The sequence below is a fragment of the Streptomyces kaniharaensis genome, from assembly GCF_009569385.1.
GTDB classification, from domain to species: Bacteria; Actinomycetota; Actinomycetes; order Streptomycetales; family Streptomycetaceae; genus Kitasatospora; species Kitasatospora kaniharaensis.
This window is the reverse complement of the sequence record NZ_WBOF01000001.1, coordinates 2,303,211-2,318,597: the sequence shown is the minus strand read 5'-3', so window position 1 is coordinate 2,318,597 and position 15,387 is coordinate 2,303,211. Positions and strand designations below refer to the sequence as shown.

The following is a 15,387-nucleotide window of genomic DNA, read 5'->3' as shown; positions in this document are numbered from 1 at the left end:
TCGCGCATCGCGACCGGCCGGCGGAGCCCGGACGACAGAACGGACACCATGGGCAGCACCGACAGACCGGCGGCCACGCCGGAGGCTCCCGGCGTGCGGCTGCCGGGTGGTCTTGCTCCGTCCACCGCGGTGACGGCCGCGGCCGAGGAACCGGTGTCTCGCGGGCTGCGGCGATTCGCTCCCGCGGCCGCCGCGTACCTGTTCCTGGTCGCGCTGCTGCTGGCCGCGGACACCTCGGCGGTCGACGTCGCCCGCTACACCGGGTACGCGCTCTGGAGCCTGTTGCTCCCCGGCACGCTCGTGTTCCGGGCGCTGCGCCGCCACCCGTACACGCTGGTCGAGGACCTGGCCTTAGGCGTCGTCACCGGCCTCGTGCTGGAACTCGGTGCCTGGGCCCTGCTGATGACGCTCGGCTGTCAGAAGGCGGCCGTCGCCTGGCCGCTCGTGGTGGTCGTGCCGTTCGTCGCGGTGCCGGGGCTGCGCCGGCACTGGCGGCCGCGCGGCTACCGCCGCCAGTCCGAGGGCTGGTCCTGGGCGGTGGCCGGTGTCGTGGCGCTCACCTCGGCGTACTACTACGAGGTCTTCCTGGCCCGGTTCCCGATCCTGCCGACCAGCGAGACCACCCGGCAGTACGGCGACCTGCCCTATCTGCTGTCGCTCGCGGGCAACGCCAAGCACGACTTCCCGCTGACGCTTCCACAGGTGGCCGGGGAACCGCTGCACTACCACTGGTTCACCTTCGTCCACATGGCGATGGGCGACCTGGTCGGGCACATCGACCTGCCGGTGATCGAGATGCGGCTGATGGTCCCGGCGCTCGCCGCGCTCGGCATCCTGGTCATCGCCGTGGTCGCCCAGCGGTTGAGCGGCCGCGCCTGGGCCGGCCCGGTGGCCGCCGTCCTGGTCTTCGCCGTGGGCGAGTTCACCGCGGCCTACCCGAACAACGTCAGCAGCTGGACCTTCGGCGCGCCGGGCGTGCGCCTGATGTCCTTCGTGAGCCTGTCGCTGACGTACAGCCAGCCGCTGCTGATCGCGCTGATCGGCGTGGTCGGCGACGTCCTGCGGCGCGGTCGGGAGGCCGGGGCCCGGGACGTGCCGCCGCTGGGCCGGGGCGCGTACGTCCTCGCCGCGCTCCTCGCGCTCGCCTCCAGTGCGGCGAAGGCGAGTTCGCTGCCGGTCACGCTGGCCGGGCTGGCCTTCGCCGGGCTGATGGTGCTGGTCGGCACCCGGCGGATCCCGTGGCCGATCGTCGCCCTGGGCGCGGTGGTCGGGGCTGCACAGCTCTTCGCGACGGCGGTCGTCTTCGACTTCGAGAGCTACGGTCTGGAGGTCATGCCGTTCGGCAACGTCCAGCAGTACTGGGCGGATCCGCAGCACAGCAGGACGGCTGCGGTGCAGGCCGTCGTGGTCGCCGCGATCCTCGGCGCCTTCCTGCTGAACCACCAGCTGAAGGTGGTCGGCATGCTGCCGCTGATGTGGCGTCGCCGGTTCAACCTGGAACCGGCGCAGTGGTTCCTGCTCGGTGGGGCGCTGGCCGGGCCGGCCGCCTACCTGGCCGTGAACGGCTTCAACTCCAGCTACTTCACCCTGGCCGGCCTTCCGTTCGGCGTGTTGCTGTCGGCCTGGGGGTACGGCGAAGCCTTCGAGCGGGCCGCCCTTCCGCGCCGCGCTAAGGCGGCGCTCGCCGTCGGCACGCTCGTCCTGGCCGCCGTGCCGACGTACCTGCTCTACCGCTACTCGGCGGACTGGGCGCGGTGGGCGATCGGGCTGTTCGGCGACGGCAGGACGTGGCACTCGTACAGCCCGCTGCTGCCTGCCCTGGCCGCCGGGGGCGTGCTGGCCGCCGTCGCGTCGGCGGGCGCGGCGCTGTGGTGGTCGCTGGCCCGGGTCGTGCCGGCGATGCGCCGCCGCGGCGGCATCGTGCTGCTGACCGCGACCCTCGCCGTCGGGCTGCCCGGCCTCGGTCTGGACGTCCTGCAGGCCCGCCACGTGACGTGGGAGGGCTCGTGGGTGCTGCCCAGGAGCCAGGTCGGCGGCGCCCGCTGGGTGCGCGCGCACAGTGACCCGGCGGACGTCCTCGCCACCAACAGCCACTGCTGGCAGTTCGACGACTACGCGTACGGCCCGTCCTGCGACAACTACCGTTCGCACTGGCTCGGCGCCTACTCCGAGCGCTCAGTCCTGATCGAGGGCTGGGCGTACGCGCCGCGGCTGATGGCCACCTCCGGCGGTGCCGCGTCCACCGCGGCCCCGTTCTGGGACGAGGCGCTGCTCAAGCTCAACGAGGACGCCTTCTACCGCCCCACGGCCGACGTTCTGCGTCGCCTGCACGACGATCACCGCGTCCGCTACCTTGTCGTCCAGCGCAAGGCCGGTGCGGAGTCGCCGCTCCTGCGGGACCTCGCCGAGGACGTGTTCGACAACGGTCGGGTGGCCGTGTACAAGCTCGCCGACCCGACCGATCCGACGATGAAGCATGGGAAATGAGATGGTCTCCACCGACAAGCCGGCCACGACGGCCTCAGACGACCCGCCGGCCGAGCCGCCGGCCGGCGCCACGGCCAAGCGCCAGATCCCGGCCTTCCTGGTCATCGGGGTTCTGAGCACGCTGTTCTACCTCGGGCTGTACGTCGTGGCCCGGATGGTGGTCGACCCGCAGGCGGCCAACCTGATCGCCCTGGCGGTGAGCGCTGTCGCCAACACCGCGGCCAACCGCCGGTTCACCTTCGGCATCACCGGGTCGGAGGGGGCGCTGCGGCACCAGCTCCAGGGGGCGGTGGCCTTCCTGATCGGGCTGGGCCTGAGCAGCGGCGTGCTGGCGCTGCTGGACCACGCGGCGCCGCACGCCTCCAGGGCCGTCGAGGTGGGCGGCCTGATCGTGGCCAACGGCCTGGCCACGGTGGTCCGCTTCCTGCTGATGAAGGTCTGGGTCTTCAGGGACTGACCGACGTGGCCGGGTCCGCGTGTTCGGGTGCCGCTGCGACGTTCCCCGGCTCCGGGCCGTCCGCCGCCCCGCCGGAGCCGCCGCCGCGGCGGGCCTTGAGCCGGCTGATCGGTCCCGGGGTCCAGTCCTTGAGCCTCATCGCCGGCGACTCGATCAGGTGCCAGGACAGTGCGGCCAGCGCGACCGTCCCGGCCAGCGCGCAGCCGAGGAAGCCGAGCTTGCCGTACCTGGCGTAGCCGAGCATCGCCAGCGACTGCTCGACGGTGAAACCGTAGATGTAGATGCCGTACGAGTAGTCCCGCTTGCGGCCGATCTTCCGGAACGGGCCCGGCAGCCGGGTCGCCAGCCAGAGGAGCAGGTAGGCGAAGGCCGGGTAGCCGATCACGAAGACCCCGCCCCAGCGCAGCGTGACCAGGAAGGCCAGCGCCGACAGCAGGGCCAGACCGTCGTGGACCGCGATGCGCTCGCGGTAGAGCTGGAACGTGGCGCCCAGCAGGAAGACGAAGCCCAGGTGGACGATGAAGTGGATGCTCAGCGGGCCCAGGAGCGGCACGCTCAGCGTCGAGTCCATGTCCCCGGGGATGCCGCGCCAACCGGGCGCGTCGATCCAGTCGTTGAGGATCAGGCCCCAGAGCGCGACCGTCACCAGCGGCACGAGGCGCCGGGCCCGCAGCAGCACTCCGCCGGCGGCCAGCAGCCCGACGACGAGGTAGCAGAGGAGCTCGTACTTGAGCGACCACAGCGCGCCGTTGACGCTGCCGTCGAAGTTGGTGCCGCGCCGGACACCCTCGGCGATCACGCCCGACACGTCCCAGCCGCCGGTCAGCGAGGTGTTCCAGGTGCCGGTCAGGTAGGTCTCCGGGCCGTTGGGGTGGCTCCAGAACCCGTCCAGGGTGTGGTGCTGCCACTGGTACAGGAACGGCATGATGACCAGCGTCGAGACCACCAGCGAACCCCAGAGCCCGGGCAGGATGCGCATCGCCCGGTGCCAGGCGTAGCGGCCGACGGTGGTACGCCGTCCGCTTCCCGTGATCATGAACCCGGAGAGCACGAAGAAGCCGATCACGGCCATCTTGCCGAGGTCGGTCTGCTCACCGCTGTGCTTCCACAGCGGGTCGAGGTGGCCCCAGGCGAGCGGGTAGACGTGCGAGACCACCACGGAGGTGGCCAGCAGCAGGCGCAGCAGACCGAAGCTGTTGGTGCGGCCGGAGAGGAGCTCGGCCAGCGTGCCCCGGGAGTGGAACAGGCTACGGGGTCTCATGGGTTCCTCGATTCGAGGACTGGTACGGGGCTGGCCTGTCGGAGGCGCCGGGCCGATCGGCTCGGCCCGGCGCGGGGGAGACCGTAGGGTCCCCGGGGGACTACGCGGCCGGGGTGGCCGTCTGGGCGAGCCAGAGTGCGCGGACGGCCTCGCGGAGGGTGCGGCGGGGGGTCCAGCCGAGGCTCTCGCGGGCGACGGTGACGTCGAGCTGCTGCCACTCGGTCTCCGGGCCGGTGCCGTCGGGCGCCGGGACCTCGGTGATCTCGGTCGGCACGCCGCTCTCCTCGATCAGGAGCTCGACCAGGTGCCGGGCGGTGGAGGCGGAGCCGGTGCCGACGTTGACGATCGCCGGGGCGGAGCGGTCGGCGGCGGCGAGCAGGACCGCGTCGAGGGTGTCGGTGAGGTCGACGAAGTCACGCAGGGCGGTGAGCGGCTGGAGCGAGAGCTGAGCGGTCCCGCCGGCGCGGCGGGCGGCGTCGAGCTTGGCCGCCATCACGCCGAGCAGGCTGTGGCCGGGCTGGCCGGCGCCGACGACGTTGCCGAGCCGCAGGACGGTGCCCTCGATCCGGCCCGCCTCGACGGCGCGGACGACGGCCTCGGTGGCGACCAGCTTGAGCTTGCCGTACTCCATGACCGGGGCGGCCGCGTCGCTCTCGCGCTGGCTGGTGCCGACCGGGGCCATGCCGTACTCGTGGACGGTGCCGAGGTGGACCAGACGGGCCGGGGCGGCCATGGCGGCGACGGCTTCGATCAGCCGCTCGGTGAGGACCACGTTGGCCTGGTACATCTGCTCGTCGTCGAGGCCCCACATGCCGCCGGCGGCGTTGACCACGGTGTCGATCCGCTCCCGGTCGAGCAGCGCGGTGAGCTCGGCCGGGTCGCCGCCGGAGAGGTCGAAGGCGACGAACCGGCCGGGAGCCGGGACGGCCGGGGCCTTGCGGGCGAGGCTGACGACCTCGATGCCCTGCGCCAGCAGGCGGGCGCCGAGCACCCGGCCGATGAAGCCGGTGCCACCGAGGACGGCCACCCGGGCCGGTGCCGTGTGCGGTGCGGTCATTGCGGGGGACTCCAGGGGTGAGAGGGTCAGCGGGGTCGGCGGGCCGTGCTCGTGGCGTTGCGCAGCAGCGTCTTCGCACCGTCCCACTGGCCGGCGCGCATCGCGCCCGGGACGAGGGTGAGGGCGTGGATGCGAGCCGACAGGTGGATCCGGGAGGCGCGCGCCGCCCGCGGCCAGCCCTGCGCGTCGAGGCGGTCGGCGCAGTCCAGGAAATAGCGCCGGGCCTCGGTGAAACGGGTGCCGCTGAAGGCGGACGAGGAGGAGATGCTGACCGCGTGCCGGCGGTACTGGAAGGCCCGGACGTCGTCGACGACCATCTGCTCGCCCGCCTGGAGCAGGTCGATGACCAGCGCGAGGTCCTGGATGATCTCCAGGTTGTCGCGGAAGCCGGTGGTCTTCACGGCCTCGGTGCGCCAGCAGATCGACGGGAAGTACAGCCAGTTGCCCTTGAGCAGGCTGACGGCGAGGTCCTCGCCGCCCATCAGGACACGGCCCTGCTGGCGGGGCGCGTAGATGCGGCGCTTGGACTCGTCGGCGAGCGAGGTGCTGGGCCGGCCGTCGCCGTCGATGACCTGCACGCCGGGCTGGATCATCGCGACGCCCGGGTGCTGGGCCAGGATCGAGCGGATCGTGGCGACGTAGTTGGGCAGCATGATGTCGTCGGTGCCCATGAACACCATGTGCTCGTGCTCGGCCATGCCGAGGCACTTGCGGTAGTTGCCGGTGACGCCGAGGTTCTGCTCGTTGCGGAAGTAGCGCACCCGGGAGTCGCCCAGCTCGGCGAACCACTCCGGGACTCCGGGCTCCTTGCCGTCGTCCACCACGGTGAGCCGCCAGTCCGGGTCGGTCTGGGCCAGCACGCTGCGGACGGCGTCCTGCATCAGTGCGACGTCGCCGTAGTACGGCAGCAGGATTTCCAGAGTGGTCATGGTGAGAGGCACATCCGGTGGTCGGAGTAGGGGCCGTCGGGCGGGCACGGCCCCGCGGCTGGCCCATCATACTGAGCCCCGCGTGCGGCCCCGGGGGCGACGATGCCCGGGGCCGCGCCGGTGGGACGCGGGCCCGGGCATCGGCCGGTTCAGCGGGTGCGCAGGCTCTCGGTGTAGGCCACGCACTTCTCGTAGTCCGGCAGCAGACCGCTGCTGATCGCCTCGGCGAGCGAGGGGGCGGCGGCGTCGCGGGCGGACAGCTGGGGGGTGCCGGTGGGCCACTCGATGCCGAGGTCCGGGTCGAGCGGGTGCACCGCGTGCTCGCCGGTCGGGTTGTAGGTCTCGGAGCAGACGTACGACAGCGTGGCGTCGTCGGTCAGCGCGCAGAAACCGTGGCCCAGGCCCTCGGCGATGTAGACGGACTTGCGCTCGACGTCGTCGAGCCGGACGAACTCCCAGCGCCCGAAGGCGGGGGAGCCGACGCGCAGGTCGACGATCACGTCGAGGACGGCGCCGCGCACGCAGCTGACGTACTTGGCCTGGCCGGGCGGGACGTCGGCGAAGTGGATGCCGCGCACCACGTCCTTGGCGGACACCGACAGGTTGCCCTGGGCGAGCCGCAGCGGGTGGCCGACGACCTCCTCCAGGCGGTCGAAGCGGTACCACTCCATGAACAGGCCGCGCGGGTCGCCGTGCTGCTGCGGGGTGACCTCGAAGGCGCCGGGGATGGAGAGTTCACGGAACTTCACTTGGCCGCCTCCTCGTCGAGCAGCGCGATCAGGTAGTCGCCGTAGCCGCTCTTGCACAGCGGCTCGGCCAGCTCGCGCAGCCGCGCGTCGTCGATCAGGCTGGCCCGCCAGGCGGCCTCCTCGATGCAGCCGATCTTGAAGCCCTGGCGCTCCTCGATGACCCGGACGAACTCGGAGGCCTGGACCATCGAGACGAAGGTGCCGGTGTCCAGCCAGGCGGTGCCGCGGTCGAGGACGGTGACGTGCAGCTCGCCGAGCTTGAGGTACTCCTCGTTGACGGCGGTGATCTCCAGCTCGCCGCGGGCGCTCGGGGTCAGCCCGGAGGCGATCTCCACCACGCGGTTGTCGTAGAAGTACAGACCGGGCACCGCGTAGCGGGACTTCGGCTCGGTCGGCTTCTCCTCGATCGAGATGACCTGGCCGTTGTCGTCGAACTCGACCACGCCGTACGCGGTCGGGTCGGCGACCGGGTAGGCGAACACCATGCCGCCCTTGGGGTCGGTGCGCTGGGCGAGCCGGGTGCCGAGGCCGCTGCCGTGGAAGATGTTGTCGCCCAGGATCAGCGCGACCGGCTCGTCGCCGATGAAGTCGGCGCCGAGGACGAAGGCCTGGGCGATGCCCTCGGGCTTCTCCTGGACGGCGTACTCCAGCTTCAGCCCGAACTGGGAGCCGTCGCCGAGCAGACGCTGGAACTGCTCCTGGTCCTGGGGGTCGTAATGATCAGGATCTCGCTGATACCCGCCATGACCAGGGTGGACAGCGGGTAGTAGATCATCGGCTTGTCGAAGACCGGGAGGAGCTGCTTCGAGACAGCCCGGGTCAGCGGCCAGAGTCGGGAGCCGGTGCCGCCGGCCAAGAGGATTCCACGCATGCCCCGCAGCTTATGTGAGGCCCGGAAGCGCCTGCTGGCCCGGGGCGGAGGCTTCGAAGTGCACGGGTAGACTGCCCGCACTATGCGCATCCTCGTCACCGGCGGCGCCGGCTTCATCGGTTCAGAGTTCGTCCGCCAGCTGCTCGGCGCCGACGCAACGGATCAGATCACCGTCTTCGACAAGCTCACCTACTCGGGTGTCGAGGCCAACCTGGACCCGGTCGCCGGGCACACCGGCTACACCTTCGTGCGCGGCGACATCTGCGACGTCGACGCCGTCGACCAGGTGATGCCCGGACACGACGTGGTCGTGCACTTCGCGGCCGAGTCGCACGTCGACCGCTCCATCGAGGGCGCCGGCCCGTTCGTGGTGACCAACGTCCTGGGCACCCAGGTGCTGCTGGACGCGGCCCGCAAGCACGGCGTCGGCCGCTTCGTCCACGTCTCCACCGACGAGGTGTACGGCTCGATCTCCGAGGGCTCGTGGACCGAGGAGTGGCCGCTGGCCCCCAACTCCCCGTACTCCGCCTCGAAGGCCGGCTCCGACCTGCTGGCGCTCGCCTACCACCGCACCCACGGCATGGACGTGGTGGTCACCCGCTGCTCCAACAACTACGGGCACTACCAGTTCCCGGAGAAGGTCATCCCGCTGTTCACCACGAACCTGCTGGACGGCAAGAAGGTGCCGCTGTACGGCACCGGCGGCAACATCCGCGACTGGCTGCACGTCTCCGACCACTGCCGCGGCATCGACCTCGCGATGCGCAAGGGCCGGGCCGGCCAGGTCTACAACATCGGCGGCGGCACCGAGCTCACCAACAAGGAGCTCACCGAGCTGCTGCTGCAGGCCGCCGGCGCCGACTGGTCGATGGTCGAGCCGGTCGCCGACCGCAAGGGCCACGACCTGCGCTACTCGCTGGACATCACCAAGATCGGCGAGGAGCTCGGCTACGCCCCGCAGGTCCGCTTCGAGGACGGCCTCGCGGCCACCATCGCCTGGTACCGCGACAACCGCGCCTGGTGGGAGCCGCTGAAGGCCAAGGCCGCGCTGCGATGACGAACCCGGTGGCCAGGCTGCTGGGGGCGCTGCCCCCCGGCGTGCGGCTCGTCGCGGGGGGCACCGTGGTCCTCGGTGTCTCCTCGTACATCTTCCTGGCGCTCGCCGGGCACAGCCTGGACACCACCCAGGTCGCCGGCGTCTCAATGCTGTGGACCCTGGTCATGTCCGTCGGGTACGGGCTCTTCTCGCCGGTCGAGCTGGAGCTCACCCGGCTGGTGGCCGCCCGCGACGTGGCCGGCCAGGGCCCCGGCCCGGCCATCCGCCGGGTGCTGCTGGCCACCGCCGCGGTGCTGGCCGTCGTCCTGGCCGCCGTCGCGGCGGCGGCCCGCCCGATCGCGGACCGCTTCTTCTCCGGTGACATCGGCCTGGTGGCCGGCCTGGGCGGCGCCCTGGTCGGACTGGCCGTCAGCTCGGTGGCCCGCGGCGCGCTGGCCGGCCTCGGCCGGTTCGGCGCGTACGGCCTCCAGCTCGGCGTCGACGGCGGCCTGCGGATCGGCCTGGCCGCGCTCATCCCGCTGTTCGGCGCGCACTCGGCCCTGGCGTTCAGTCTGATCCTGGTGGCGGCGCCGCTCGCCGCCTCGGCGATCGGGATGCGCTCGGTGCTCGCGGACCGGCGCGGCGGCCCGGCCCCGGCCTGGCGGGACGTCGTCACCGGGCTCGGCCTGCTGACCGGCTCGACGCTGCTGGCCCAGCTCATGGTCAACGCCGCGGTGGTGAGCGTGGGCGTGCTCTCGCCGTCCTCCAAGGCGCTGATCGCCGCGCTGCTCAACGCGGTGGTGCTGGCCCGCGTGCCGCTCTTCGCGTACGCCGCCATCCAGGCCTCGCTGGTCTCCTCGCTGTCCGGCGCCGCGGCGGCGGGCAACCACGGGGAGTTCCGCAAGGTCCTGCTGCGCACCGGCGGCATCGTCGTGCTGATGTGCACCGCCGCCGGACTGCCGACGGTGATCCTCGGTCCGTGGGCGATCCGACTGTTCTTCAAGGCGCAGGACGTGCTCGGCCCGGTGGACTTCCTGTGGCTGTCGCTCGGCACGCTCTGCTACATGCTCGCGACCGTGTTCGGCCAGGCGCTGCTCTCGCTCGGACGGCACCAGCGGCAGCTGCTCTCCTGGCTGGCGGGTACGACGGCGCTGGTGGCCGTCACCGCGGTGCCCGGCGCCATCGCCACCCGGGTCGAACTTGCCTACCTGGCTGGTGCCGCCGTGAGCGCGGCTGCCATGCTATGGGCGCTGGCCCGCTCCCTGGCCGCTCCGACCGGGGCCGTGACGGAGCAGCAGGCGCCTCTGGCGACACCTCAGTCGTCCGAGGTCTGACGCCTTCTCACGCCGGTCGCAGCACAACCGGCGGTGGCGAGCGCGTCACGCCACGCCTTTTACATCGCCATGACTCTTGGCCACGCCACTGCCGCTGAAAGGGCGCTCCCAGTCGTGCATCTCACCGTCATCACTTCGATCACCGGCGTGCTGGTGCTCGTGTACATCCTGGAGCTGCTGCGCCGACAGCAGCTGCGGGAGAAGTACGCGGCGATCTGGCTCGCGATCGGTGTCGTCGTCGCGCCGCTCGGGTTCTTCCCCACGATCCTCGACTCGACCGCCCGCAAGCTCGGCATCGCCTCCGGCGTGAGCCTGGTCCTGTTCGCGGGCTTCGTCCTCCTGCTGCTGGTCTCGCTGCACCTGAGCTGGGAGGCGTCGCGCCTGGAGGCCGAGACCCGCACGCTGGCCGAGGACGTCGCGATGATGCGCGCCTACCTGGCCGAGCACCACGACTACCCGATCGCGCGCAGCAACAGCGACGCCGCCAAGGCGACCGACCCCGGGGTGACGGCATGATCGACGGCAAGCGGGTACTGATCATCCTTCCGGCCTGGAACGAGGCCGAGGGCCTGCCCAAGATCCTCCGGGAGATCCAGCAGAAGCTCCCCGGCGTGGACACCCTGGTCGTCGACGACGGCTCGACGGACTCCACCGCGGCCGTCGCCGCGGCGCACGGCTCCAAGGTCGCCCAGCTGCCCTACAACCTGGGCGTCGGCGGCGCCATGCGGTTCGGCTACCGCTACGCGCACCTGCACGACTACGACGTCGCGCTGCAGTGCGACGCCGACGGCCAGCACGATCCGTCGTACGTACCGACGCTGATCGCCAAGCTCGACGAGGCGGACCTGGTCATCGGCGCCCGCTTCGCCGGCGAGGGCTCGTACAAGGTGCGCGGCCCGCGCTCCTGGGCGATGAAGCTGCTCTCGGTGGTGCTGTCGCGGGTCGCCCGCACCCGGCTCACCGACACCACGTCGGGCTACAAGGCCTGCAACAAGTCGATGATCGAGTTCTTCTCGCACTGGTACCCGGTCGAGTACCTGGGGGACACCATCGAGAGCATGGTCGGTGCCGCCCGCTGCGGCTTCGTGATCCGGCAGGTGCCGGTCGCGATGCGGGAGCGGACCACCGGCACGCCGAGCGCGTCCCCGATCAAGGCGACGATCTACCTCGCCCGCGCGGGTCTGGTCCTGCTGCTCGCGATGATCCGCCGGATGCCCAAGCACGTGAAGGCCATCCAGCCGGGGACCCGTACCACGGCGGCCCGGAGCCCGCAGCTGATCGGCCGCTGATCACCGTCCGTACACCAATCGGGCCCGGCACGCTAGCGCGTGCCGGGCCCGAGGGCGTTCACGAGGTGTCTACCGTGCGGCGGTCACCTCGGCGACGGGTTCCGCCGCGCCGCCTGCGGAAGCAGCCGGAGGACGGTTCTCCCCCGGGCCGGGGCGCGACGGGCGGGGCAGCCCGAGGTCCTTGAGCCTCATGGACGGCTTCTCCACCAGGTGCCAGGAGAGGAATGCCGCGACCGTGGCGAGGACCACCGACAGCGCGCAGTAGACGGTGTAGCCGTGGCGGTTCACCTGCCACAGGGTCAGGCACTGCTGGATCGGGAACGCGTAGATGTAGATGCCGTACGACAGGTCGGCCTTGGTGCCGACCTTCGTCAACGGGTGGGGCATCCGGGCGGCCAGCCAGAGCAGCCCGTAGGCGAAGGCCGGCAGCCCGACGACGGTGAACGCGCCGTACCGGCAACTGGCGAGGAACACCGCGAGCGCCGCGACGCCGGCGATGTCGTTGATCGGCAGCTTCTTGCGGTACAGCTCGGCGAGCGCGCCGAGGCCGAACATGAAGCCCACCGGGATGAGCTGCTCCGGCGCGATCCAGCCCAGGAAGGGCAAGGTCCAGGCGGACATGCCGGTCTTCGCGTAGATCGGCGCCTGCAGGTGGTGGTAGTCCACCGCCAGGGAGAACATGAACGCGTACAGCCCGGCGACCAGCAGCACCATGGTCCAGCGCGCGCGCCGGAAGACGCCGGCCGCGGCGAACAGGGCGACCACCAGGTAGCACAGGACCTCGTAGGCGAGCGACCAGATCGAGCCGTTGAAGGCGCCGGCGTGCGGGTTGTGGTCGAGCAGGCCGGAGATGCCCCACTGGCCGACGCCGATCGCCCAGTTCTCCTCGATGTACCGGAACGGGTTCTGCGGATGGGACCAGAACCCGTCCAGCCGGCCCTGGTGGTAGGCCACCACCGGGGCGATCACGAACGCGGTGAGCAGCATGCAGACCCAGAGCCCGGGCAGGAGGCGGATCGCCCGGTTCCAGAGGAAGCGGGCCGTCGAGAGGCGCATACCACTGCGCGTGATCAGCAGGCCGGACAACACGAAGAAGCCGGCCACCGCTATCGCGCCGACATCGGTCTGGCCCCGCGACGACAGCTCGCCGAGGCTGGGCTTGCTCATGCCGAGTGGCATCGCGTGCGAGAAGATCACCGAAGAGGCGAGGACCAGGCGGAGCAGCCCGAAGCCGTTCTTCCTCCCGAGGGCCTCCGACAGAGGGGGACTGGCCAGGACGGCGGGCCGCCTGCGCGAGGTACTAGACATATCTGGAAGGCTCCGGGCCGAGGGGTGACGGCAGGCGCCTCGACGCGACGAGGGGCCTGGAAGGGCGTGCGGGCGCACGGTTGGCGCTGCACACCCTATCCAGGCCGTCGAGACCGGTGTGGGCGCGATGGCGGAAGGGCGCCCCGCGGGGAAGGTGCGGGGGAGCCCCCGGGGTCTGGCTACCATGTGCGACGCACAGCGGATCACCCGGGCGTCGGGTGGGGGCCGGGTCGGTTGCGCCAGGGGAGAGGTGTGCGGACTCTGTGTGACTTGTTAGCGTGATTCTCCGCAACTGGTCTGTCCGGACGGCACGGCGGACACTGCCGGGCGGAGCAGGAGCACAGGCCGGACGGCCTGCCGGGTCGATGACAGAGCCGGATTACCAGGGGAAGAGTCGGACTTCAGTGCAGACATCAGCAGAGACCGTCGAGGAGCATCGCGGTGCCCGGGGGAGCAGAAAGCCCGGTGGGGGGGAGCGTGCCACGGGGTTGTCGGGCCGAGTGCTGCAGCGGTTCGACGAGCTCCGGGCCCGCCGCTGGTTCTGGCCGACGGCCGTGCTCGTCGGCTACGTGGTGGAGGTGCTCGTCCGCCTGGTGCTCGTCAGGGGCCTGAACTACCCCTCGGTCCACGCGGACGAGGACTCCTACCTGGTGCTCGCCCGCGTCCTGGCCGGGCGCCCGACCACCGAGATGCCGGTCGGCGTGGTCATCCCCGGGGGCTACCCGCTGCTGGTCTCCCCGGCGCTGCGGATCGCCGACGACCCGGTCACGGCCTACCACCTGATCCTCGGCATCAACGCCGTCATCAACGCGCTGGTCTTCCCGCTGGCCTACCTGGCGCTGCGTCGCCTGGGCCTGAGCCGGCTGCTGGCCTACCTGTTCGCCGGCGCCACCGCGCTGCTGCCGCCGGTGGTCTTCTACTCGCAGTTCGTCATGTCGGACACCGTCATGCCGGTGCTGATCCTCGCGTGGCTGCTGTGCATGCACGGCTGGCTGAGCGACGGCCCGCTGAAGCGGCGGTACTGGTACGCGGCCGGGATGGGCGCGGCCGCCGCGTACGCCATGGCCACGCACGACCGCGGCGGCGTCGTGGTCGCGCTGACCGGCGTGGTCCTGGTCGGTGTCCTGGCGCTGCGCTGGGCGCCCTGGCGGACCACCCTGGTGGGCCTGGGCGCGCTCGGAGCCGGCGCGGTCGCGGCGAAGGCGTTCGCCTCGTGGCTGCAGCGGCAGTTCACCGTCCCGCCGAGCCAGGTCGGCACCTTCCTGCTGGAGGGCCTCAAGAACCCGGACATCCTGCAGCGGACGCTGACCCGTACGGTCGGCCAGGTCTGGTACTTCATCGTCTCCACCTGGGGCGTCGCCGGGCTGGCCGTCGTGGTCTGCCTGTTCGCGGTCTTCAGCAGCCGCTTCCAGCGCCCGGACCGGATCGTCGGCGCCGTGATGGTGGCGCTGCTCTTCGGCACCTCGCTGGCCGCCGCCGCGGCCCTGCCGGACGACGGCCGGATCGACGACTGGGTCTACGCGCGGTACGCGTCCTACCTGGTCCCGGTCGCCTTCGTGACGGGCGTCGCCATCCTCTGCCGGTTCTCCCGCAAGCGCCTCGTCGTCACGGCGGCCGGCGCGGTCGGGCTCACCCTGCTGCTCGCCCAGACGGTCATCTGGTCGGCCGGTTCGAAGCTGCGCACCCAGGTCTTCGTGCTCTGGGGCCTGCCGGACGTCTCGTTCCTCTCCGCGGACTGGAACAAGCTCAACATGATGCGGGCGACCGCCGCCGCGTTCGTGATCCTCGCCGGTCTCGTCCTGCTGCTGGTCGCGGGCGGCCGCAGGGTGCTCTGGGCGCTCGGCGTCTCGCTGTCGCTGTTCGCCTGCCTCGCCACCGTCACGATCACCGAGCAGGTCAGCCACCCGTTCTCGAAGGAGCGCAAGGGCACCGCCACCGGGTTCACCCAGGCCGCCGGGCTCAGGCCCAAGGACAACGTGGTGATCGCCTGGGACATCGAGTGGAGCCTGCGGATGGCCCAGGCGTACGAGGTCTACCAGGGCCGGATCTGGTACCTCGACCCGCGCTGGCAGGACGTCCCGGCGACGGCGACGGCGATCGTCACGCCGATGCCGGGCGAGGACAAGGCGCCGGAGGCCTACTGGCCGAACCGGCCCGGCCAGTGGTACGTCGACCGCAGCAGCAAGCAGGGCAACTGGATCCTCTGGCGCAGGCACTGACCGCCGGGACACGGCGGAGGCGACCCGATCGGGGCCGGTGGGGCGCACCCACCGGCCCCGATTGGCATCCGGGCTGCTCCATGTGGCAGTATGTCCAAGTTGCTCGGTTGAGTGCCGATGCTGCGCGCCTCCCGCCGGGAGGACCGGAAGCGAGTCCCACGTACTCGTCGTTCCCGTGATGGCCGTTAAGCGTGAAGTCGACGCCACGGCAGCTGCGGGGCGAAAGTACGGGAATCTTCCGGGAAGCGTATGCGGGGCCTCGACCCGGCGCCCCCCACCCCAAAGTTCGAAACCGACGAAGTTCTTCGCCGGTTTTTTGCAAGCGCGAGTGCGACACGCCCGAGCGCGGGGGTCGGAGGTCGGCCGTGCAGCAAACTGACGACAAAGGAC

General features: G+C 71.4%; 12 protein-coding genes and 1 pseudogene. 7 read left to right on the top strand and 6 right to left on the bottom strand.

What is annotated here, in order from left to right; translation table 11 throughout:
• The first annotated feature begins 48 nt into the window (after positions 1–48).
• Together F7Q99_RS10495 and F7Q99_RS10490 are read left to right on the top strand one after the other, a co-directional pair.
• Entirely contained in the window at positions 49–2,487 is a 2,439-nt protein-coding gene (locus tag F7Q99_RS10495; RefSeq protein ID WP_153461006.1) for a hypothetical protein, read from the top strand.
• Positions 2,477–2,944 (top strand): GtrA family protein, encoded by a 468-nt coding sequence (locus F7Q99_RS10490; protein ID WP_153461005.1) that lies wholly within the window; start codon positions 2,477–2,479, stop codon positions 2,942–2,944. Before F7Q99_RS10495 ends, F7Q99_RS10490 begins: the two co-directional genes overlap by 11 nt.
• Here the strand turns inward: F7Q99_RS10490 and F7Q99_RS10485 are convergent.
• The 5 genes and pseudogenes from F7Q99_RS10485 to rfbA all read right to left on the bottom strand — a co-directional run bounded on the left by F7Q99_RS10485 (position 2,934) and on the right by rfbA (position 7,811).
• Positions 2,934–4,205, bottom strand: coding sequence for an acyltransferase family protein (locus tag F7Q99_RS10485; RefSeq protein WP_153461004.1), 1,272 nt, complete (start codon positions 4,203–4,205; stop codon positions 2,934–2,936). The two genes, F7Q99_RS10490 and F7Q99_RS10485, sit on opposite strands and share 11 nt — an antisense overlap.
• A gap of 100 nt (positions 4,206–4,305) precedes the next feature.
• Complete coding sequence (locus F7Q99_RS10480) at positions 4,306–5,262, bottom strand: NAD-dependent epimerase/dehydratase family protein (RefSeq protein ID WP_153461003.1); 957 nt, start codon at positions 5,260–5,262, stop codon at positions 4,306–4,308.
• 26 nt (positions 5,263–5,288) lie between these two features.
• Complete coding sequence (locus tag F7Q99_RS10475; protein WP_153461002.1) at positions 5,289–6,191, bottom strand: glycosyltransferase family 2 protein; 903 nt, start codon at positions 6,189–6,191, stop codon at positions 5,289–5,291.
• Between the two features lie 149 nt (positions 6,192–6,340).
• A complete protein-coding gene (locus tag F7Q99_RS10470; protein ID WP_326846504.1) occupies positions 6,341–6,940 on the bottom strand; it encodes a dTDP-4-dehydrorhamnose 3,5-epimerase family protein in 600 nt (199 codons plus the stop codon).
• Positions 6,937–7,811 (bottom strand): annotated as a pseudogene (gene rfbA / locus F7Q99_RS10465) (glucose-1-phosphate thymidylyltransferase RfbA). Before rfbA ends, F7Q99_RS10470 begins: the two are co-directional and overlap by 4 nt.
• A gap of 82 nt (positions 7,812–7,893) precedes the next feature.
• On the opposite strand from rfbA, the gene rfbB reads away from it, so the two are divergent.
• From rfbB to F7Q99_RS10445, 4 genes are all read left to right on the top strand, one after another.
• A complete protein-coding gene (rfbB, locus tag F7Q99_RS10460) occupies positions 7,894–8,868 on the top strand; it encodes a dTDP-glucose 4,6-dehydratase (protein WP_153461000.1) in 975 nt (324 codons plus the stop codon).
• Positions 8,865–10,181: an MATE family efflux transporter gene (locus tag F7Q99_RS10455; protein WP_153460999.1), complete on the top strand. Its 1,317-nt coding sequence runs from the start codon at positions 8,865–8,867 to the stop codon at positions 10,179–10,181. The genes rfbB and F7Q99_RS10455 overlap by 4 nt, the downstream gene beginning before the upstream one ends.
• 114 nt (positions 10,182–10,295) lie before the next feature.
• Positions 10,296–10,697, top strand: coding sequence for a DUF2304 domain-containing protein (locus F7Q99_RS10450; RefSeq protein ID WP_326846503.1), 402 nt, complete (start codon positions 10,296–10,298; stop codon positions 10,695–10,697).
• Positions 10,694–11,470 carry a glycosyltransferase family 2 protein gene (locus F7Q99_RS10445; protein ID WP_153460997.1) on the top strand — a complete coding sequence of 259 codons (777 nt, stop codon included), beginning with the start codon at positions 10,694–10,696 and terminating at the stop codon, positions 11,468–11,470. The genes F7Q99_RS10450 and F7Q99_RS10445 overlap by 4 nt, the downstream gene beginning before the upstream one ends.
• A 69-nt stretch (positions 11,471–11,539) precedes the next feature.
• Here F7Q99_RS10445 and F7Q99_RS10440 read toward each other — a convergent pair whose 3' ends face one another.
• Complete coding sequence (locus F7Q99_RS10440) at positions 11,540–12,778, bottom strand: acyltransferase family protein (RefSeq protein WP_195911031.1); 1,239 nt, start codon at positions 12,776–12,778, stop codon at positions 11,540–11,542.
• A gap of 500 nt (positions 12,779–13,278) precedes the next feature.
• Here F7Q99_RS10440 and F7Q99_RS10435 point away from each other — a divergent pair, with 500 nt between their 5' ends.
• Positions 13,279–14,997: a hypothetical protein gene (locus tag F7Q99_RS10435; RefSeq protein WP_153460995.1), complete on the top strand. Its 1,719-nt coding sequence runs from the start codon at positions 13,279–13,281 to the stop codon at positions 14,995–14,997.
• Positions 14,998–15,387: the final 390 nt, after the last annotated feature.